This window comes from Halanaerobiales bacterium, assembly GCA_035270125.1.
Lineage (GTDB): Bacteria > Bacillota > Halanaerobiia > Halanaerobiales > DATFIM01 > DATFIM01.
On record DATFIM010000138.1, the window covers coordinates 1 to 5,918 of the forward strand.

Genomic DNA, 5,918 nt, shown 5'->3' on the forward strand with positions numbered 1-5,918 from the left:
AATGAAAATCCTGAAATAGTAAATGATTGGTTAACAGCTTCATCTGTTTCTGAGTAAATTTATTACTTAAGACCCGGTTTATTATTAAAATAAATCCGGGTCTTTTTATTAATTATAGTTGTTTTTTAGTTTAATCTCTTTTTCATATCTTTTAAAAGCTAATTCAATTAAATGATTAATTAAATCTGAATAACCTATACCACTTATTTCCCATAATTTTGGATACATACTTATTTTAGTAAATCCAGGAATAGTATTGATTTCATTAACAATTATCTCTCCATCTTCTTTTAAGAAACAATCTACTCTAGCCATTCCTTCAGTTAATAGAGTTTTATAAACTTTTAAAGAAATTTCCTTAATCTTTTTTGTTAATTCATCAGATAATTCTGCTGGAAAAGATAAAACTGCCCCCTGGTCATTAATATATTTAGCTTCATAAGAATAAAAATCGTCCTGAGGTATTATTTCACCAGGTAAGGAAGCTTTGATTTTTTCATTACCAAGAACAGAACATTCAATTTCTCTGCCCTTTATAAATTCCTCAACAATTACTTTATTATCAAATTTCAAAGCATAATCAATTGCATTTGTCAGTTCTTCTTTTTTTATTACTTTCTTTACACCTACTGAAGAACCTAAATTGGCTGGTTTTACAAAAAGAGGCAAACCCAGTTTATTAATTAAATTATTTACTTCAATATTTTTATTATTTTTTATAACCTGATAATCAGCAATATTAATATTTTCTTCACTTAATAATCGTTTCATCACCCCTTTATCCATAGCTATTGCTGAAGCTAAAACTCCAGCTCCTACAAAAGGAGTATCAATATTTTTTATAAGTCCCTGTATTGTACCATCTTCACCATATGGACCATGTAAAACAGGAAAAATAACATCTATTTTTTTTATAAATTTATTTTTCTCTAAATTATAAAATTGCTTATCATTATTGCCAGGTATTAAAGCTAATTTTTCAAAATAATCTTCTTTTTTATCTGGATCAGTTAAATTTTTTAAATCTTTTTTATTATACAAATACCATTTTCCTTTATGATCTATCCCAATGACAATAACTTCATACTTTTCTTTATTTATTGCCTTATATATATTATTTGCTGAATTTACTGAAACTTCATGTTCAGCTGATCTTCCTCCAAATAATATTGCCAGCCTTTTCTTTGTCACCTTAATCACCTCGATTGTTTTCATGTAATTCAACTATATCTCCGTCTTCAAGTAAATAGTCTTTTGCTACTGATTGACCATCAAAACGAGCAGAACCCCATACTCTAGCTTTCTTTAAATTTTTTGCAATATCTCTATGTATTTTTTGAGCAAAATCATATACTGTAGCTCCTTTTTTGAGTGTAAAAGGTTTTTCAAGATCAGGATCTTTACCTGGAGCTTTAGTATATATTCTAATTATATTTAATTTATTAAATAACATTTCCTTAAATTTATCTAAATTATCTCCTTTTTCTGCTGATAATGGCAAAATTTCATCTATCCCTGGCATTAGTTCATTAATAATTTTTAGATTTTCTTTACTACCTTCAACATCAGATTTAGTAGCCAGTATATGATATTTTTCTGAACTAAAAGCTCTAACTCCCTCAGGTACCTTATCTCTTATAATCCGTCTTTCTTTAAAAAGTTCAAGTAAATCCTGTAATTGATCAATACATTTATCACTACTTAAATCTATTACCAAAAGAAGTAATTCTGCATTTAATATAGTTGTCATAAATGGTCCTGGAATTCCATCTCTTGTAAGTGGAGGTGTATCCACTAACTGTATTTTTATATCTTCATAAGGCATCATAGCTGGTTCAGGAAGATTGGTAGTAAAAGGATAATTAGCTACTTTTACTTTAGCATTAGTTAGTGATTTAATAATAGATGATTTTCCTGTATTAGGAAATCCCAGCAATACTGCCTGGCCTGCTCCCTGTTTTTCAATTAAATAAGGATCATCCTGTACATTACCACCTTTACTTTCATCCTGTTTTTTTATTTGTGATAATTTTTTACGAAGATTGGCCTGTAATTTATCTGTTCCTTTATGTTTGGGGATAACCGCCAGCATTTCTTCTAAAGCAGCAATTTTTTCTTCTTTAGTTTTAGCTTTTTTAAAAGCCTCTTCTGCTTCATAATATTGAGGGGTTAAATTTGCAGGCATTTTATTCACCTCACTTTTAAAGATAAATATTTAATATAAATTTAATTCCATTTTCAAATTAGCAGTCTCATATTTGTTCTTATTCAAATTTATTTCTTTAAAGCCATATTTTTTATATAAATGGTAGGCTTTATCTAATTTAGTATTACTATATAGTAATATTTTTTTAGCTTCTTCTTTTTTAGCCATTTCTATGGCCTTTTCAATTAAAACTTTTGCAATACCATTATTTTGATATTTTTTTGTAACAGCTAATTTTGCAAGTTCAAAAACTTTATTCTCATCAGGAATTAAAGAAACAGTTCCAATGATTTGTTTTTCATATTCGGCCAGAAATATATATCCACCTTTATTTAAAATGAATTTATCAGGATTATTTAATATTAATTCATCCTCATGTTCATATAAATTATACTTATTAAGCCATTCCATAGCCAATTCCTTATATTTTTTCTTATATTCATCTTTATATTCAATTATTTTTACTTCACTTTTATCTATTTTCATTTTAATCTCCCTTAATTAAAAGTAGAATATCTATAATTTTTAAAACCTTCTCCTAAAACTTCATGGGCATTATTTAAAATAACGAAAGCTTTATCATCTACATTAAAAATTAAATTTTTCAATTTGGTTATTTCTGCTCGAGAAATTGTAATCAAAAGTACATTCTTCTTTTTACCACTATAAGCACCATAACCTTTTAAACCTGTTACTCCTCGTCCTAATTCTCTCATTATTTCATTTGCAATTTCATCTGAATGGTTTGATACAATAATTACTGATTTTGTGTAATCCAGACCTTCCTGGACAAAATCTATTATTTTTGATTGAACAAATATTGCAATCATAGCATAAAGAGCAAGTTCAGCATTAAATACTATACCAGCCATTGTTATCACAAAAGCATCAATAATAAGTAAACCTTTTCCCATACTTATACTCGGAAAATATCTATTTAAAATTGCAGCAATTAAATCAGTACCACCGGTAGTACCTCCAAATCTAAAAACAATTCCCAAACCAAGTCCAGCAAGTGCACCACCATAAATAGTTGCTAAAAAATAATTCTCAGTAATAACTGGATTTAGTTTTGATAATAATTCTATTAAAACAGATAGGGATAATATTCCCCATAGAGTTTTTAAACCTACTTTTTTACCTAAAATTTTGAGTGCAATTAAAAATAAAGGAATATTAATTGATAATACTAAAATACCCACTCTTATATTAAATAAGTAATGTAAAACTGTCGCAATACCTGTTACTCCTCCTGGAGCAATTTTATTTGGAACAAAGAATATTACTAAACCAAGAGCAATCAAAAATGATCCAACTAAAATTCCAGTAGATTTTATAAAAAAGTTTTTAAAATCAAAATCCATTAAATCACCTCCATTATACATGCTATTATTCTAACATAAGAATTCATTTATTTAAAGACTTTCAAAAATTAAAGCTGCCCAATTATGGGCAGCTTTAGTAATTTATAAATATTTTTTAGAAAACTTTATATATTAATTATTTTTTACTTTGTTTAATACTTCATCAATGTCAGGTAGTTGCCCTATTTCATATTCTTTTGCCCAGATTACATTTCTAGATTCATCCAGAAGAATATTTACTCTCCCAGAAAATCCTAGTTTTTCAATGAATATATCTAATTCTTTTGAAAATTCACCATGAGGCCAAAAATCAGATAAAATATCTAACTTTTCCAATCCCATATCTTCTGCCCAGGCTTTTTTACTTGGTTGAGGGTCTACACTTAAACCTAGAGGAATAGTATTGTTTTCTTTAAATACCTCATAATTTTTTTCAAGTGCTTTCATCTGTTTAGTACATACACTTGTCCAGGCCAATGGGTGGAAAGATAACAATACTTTTTTACCTTCATAGTCAGATAAACTTACTTCTTCATCATTTTGATTTTTCAAAGTAAACTCTTTTACTTTATCATTTTTACTAATTGTCATTTTTATCACTCCTTTTAAATATTATAAAAATATCTATACATTTTTTTCTTTTCTATTTTAATCTTAACAAATAACTTTTCTAATTTCTGTTAAACATTATATAATTTTTGCTATTTTTTTAAATCATTTTCTGTTATTATCTCTATTCCATTTTTATTTAATAACTCAGCTGTAATTCCATTACCTTTAATTAATGTATTTGAAAAATTTCCATCATATATTTTACCAAAACCACAAGAGGGACTTCTAGATTTCATAATAGCTTTTTTAGCTCCAATTGATTTTGCTATTTTCAGAGTTTTTTCTGCTCCTCTTTTAAATTTTTGAGTTTGATCTTTTCCCTCTTTATTTATTACTCTTCTTTTATTAGAAAAACTTTTAATTTCACAGGGAATTCTAGGAATATCCATACCTCCTAAAACTTCTGGACATACAGGAACCACCTTACCTTCTTTAAATATTTCATAGATTTTTTTATTTTTATTATTTCCACCATTATATTTACAATTTACCCCTACCAAACAGGCACTGATAATTAACATTATAATCACTCCATTAATAGATTAAAATTTATATATAAGTATATACTGATAAAGATTTCGGTATAATTTTAATATCTAGTGGATAATCAGGACCTCTTTCTCCGTCTAAATCTGTATGATCTTCTAAAGATTTTTTTAAGGGGATAACTTCCAACCTGCTGGTTTTTAAATATATAATATTTTTATTGTCTAAGTTTTTATTTATAAACAAATCAATTAAAGAATTAGTCATTTCATATAAATTAGTATACTTAATTGCTATTAATTCAAACAACCCATCATCAAGACTATTTTGAGGATTAATATTTTTATATCCTCCGGCCCGACTACTATTCATTAATAAAAACATAAAAATATTTTCTGTAAATTCTTTATCATCTGTAATAATTTTTAAAGGTAGAGATTTAAACCCTGGGAATTCCTGAATACCTTTTAAATAATAGGCTACTTTACCTAATTTATTTTTCAATTTTGCATCAGTTTTATGGGGTATTGTTGTTATAAAGCCTCCAGAACAAACATTTATAAAATATTCGTCATTAACTTTTCCAACATCAATTTTTTTTATTTTTTTATTATTTATTAGTTCAAATAAACTATTAAAATTATTACGAAGATTTAAAGTAGCAGCAAAATCATTAATAGTACCAGTAGGAAGAATAGCCAGGGGAATTTTAATATTATTTTTTAACATAGCATTTGCTACACTATGTACTGTTCCATCTCCTCCAGCAACAATAATTGTATCATACTCCTCATCTTTTATTTTTGAAAATTTTTTCATAAGGTCAAAATTAATTAATCTATTTATATCTATATCATATTCAGGTTGAAACTCATTTAAAAAATTATCAATTTTATTTGAAAAATTTCCTGGTCCAGATTTAGGATTATATAATAATTTTATTTTATTCATTTTTACCTCCAAAATTAAACAATTATTATTTGTCATTTACTATTTGTCTTAATATATTATTTAAGCAAAAATAACCATTTTCCTTTTTATTATTTTTATTTAGTAGTAATTATGAATTTTTCCTTTATCAAATAAAATTATTAATATTCTAATGAAGGAAAATAGAAACTTATATATAATTATTACATAAGTCAAGATTTATTTATAATATTTTTAAATGAAAGGAGATGATATATATAAAAGAAAATATTAACTTTTATTCATAATAATATCTTCAAGTAGTATTTAGTAGTTTTTTT

At 26.0% G+C, this 5,918-nt stretch carries 7 protein-coding genes; all 7 read right to left on the bottom strand.

The features are described from left to right. Positions 1 to 108: 108 nt before the first annotated feature. The 7 genes from ddlA to VJ881_07205 all read right to left on the bottom strand — a co-directional run bounded on the left by ddlA (position 109) and on the right by VJ881_07205 (position 5,619). The gene (gene ddlA / locus VJ881_07175; GenBank protein ID HKL75831.1) at positions 109 to 1,191 is read right to left on the bottom strand and encodes a D-alanine--D-alanine ligase; all 1,083 of its coding nucleotides are present in this window, start codon (positions 1,189 to 1,191) and stop codon (positions 109 to 111) included. Between the two features lies 1 nt (position 1,192). Next, positions 1,193 to 2,185 carry a GTPase gene (locus VJ881_07180; protein ID HKL75832.1) on the bottom strand — a complete coding sequence of 331 codons (993 nt, stop codon included), beginning with the start codon at positions 2,183 to 2,185 and terminating at the stop codon, positions 1,193 to 1,195. Between the two features lie 30 nt (positions 2,186 to 2,215). Next, entirely contained in the window at positions 2,216 to 2,692 is a 477-nt protein-coding gene (locus VJ881_07185) for a GNAT family N-acetyltransferase (GenBank protein ID HKL75833.1), read from the bottom strand. A gap of 11 nt (positions 2,693 to 2,703) precedes the next feature. Then, positions 2,704 to 3,570 carry a YitT family protein gene (locus tag VJ881_07190; protein ID HKL75834.1) on the bottom strand — a complete coding sequence of 289 codons (867 nt, stop codon included), beginning with the start codon at positions 3,568 to 3,570 and terminating at the stop codon, positions 2,704 to 2,706. 132 nt (positions 3,571 to 3,702) lie between these two features. Next, positions 3,703 to 4,161, bottom strand: a complete 459-nt coding sequence (locus VJ881_07195; protein ID HKL75835.1) for a redoxin domain-containing protein — start codon at positions 4,159 to 4,161, stop codon at positions 3,703 to 3,705. A 110-nt stretch (positions 4,162 to 4,271) separates the two neighbouring features. Further along, positions 4,272 to 4,703, bottom strand: coding sequence for a DUF523 domain-containing protein (locus tag VJ881_07200; protein ID HKL75836.1), 432 nt, complete (start codon positions 4,701 to 4,703; stop codon positions 4,272 to 4,274). A 28-nt stretch (positions 4,704 to 4,731) separates the two neighbouring features. Further along, the gene (locus VJ881_07205; GenBank protein HKL75837.1) at positions 4,732 to 5,619 is read right to left on the bottom strand and encodes a YegS/Rv2252/BmrU family lipid kinase; all 888 of its coding nucleotides are present in this window, start codon (positions 5,617 to 5,619) and stop codon (positions 4,732 to 4,734) included. Between the last annotated feature and the right edge of the window lie 299 nt (positions 5,620 to 5,918).

What these genes read in the sequence shown, in the direction of transcription:
- VJ881_07180 (HKL75832.1), bottom strand. Translation starts at nt 2,185, where the DNA reads ATGCCTGCAAATTTAACCCCTCAATATTATGAAGCAGAAGAGGCTTTT.
- VJ881_07185 (HKL75833.1), bottom strand. Translation starts at nt 2,692, where the DNA reads ATGAAAATAGATAAAAGTGAAGTAAAAATAATTGAATATAAAGATGAA.
- VJ881_07190 (HKL75834.1), bottom strand. Translation starts at nt 3,570, where the DNA reads ATGGATTTTGATTTTAAAAACTTTTTTATAAAATCTACTGGAATTTTA.
- VJ881_07195 (HKL75835.1), bottom strand. Translation starts at nt 4,161, where the DNA reads ATGACAATTAGTAAAAATGATAAAGTAAAAGAGTTTACTTTGAAAAAT.
- VJ881_07200 (HKL75836.1), bottom strand. Translation starts at nt 4,703, where the DNA reads ATGTTAATTATCAGTGCCTGTTTGGTAGGGGTAAATTGTAAATATAAT.
- VJ881_07205 (HKL75837.1), bottom strand. Translation starts at nt 5,619, where the DNA reads ATGAATAAAATAAAATTATTATATAATCCTAAATCTGGACCAGGAAAT.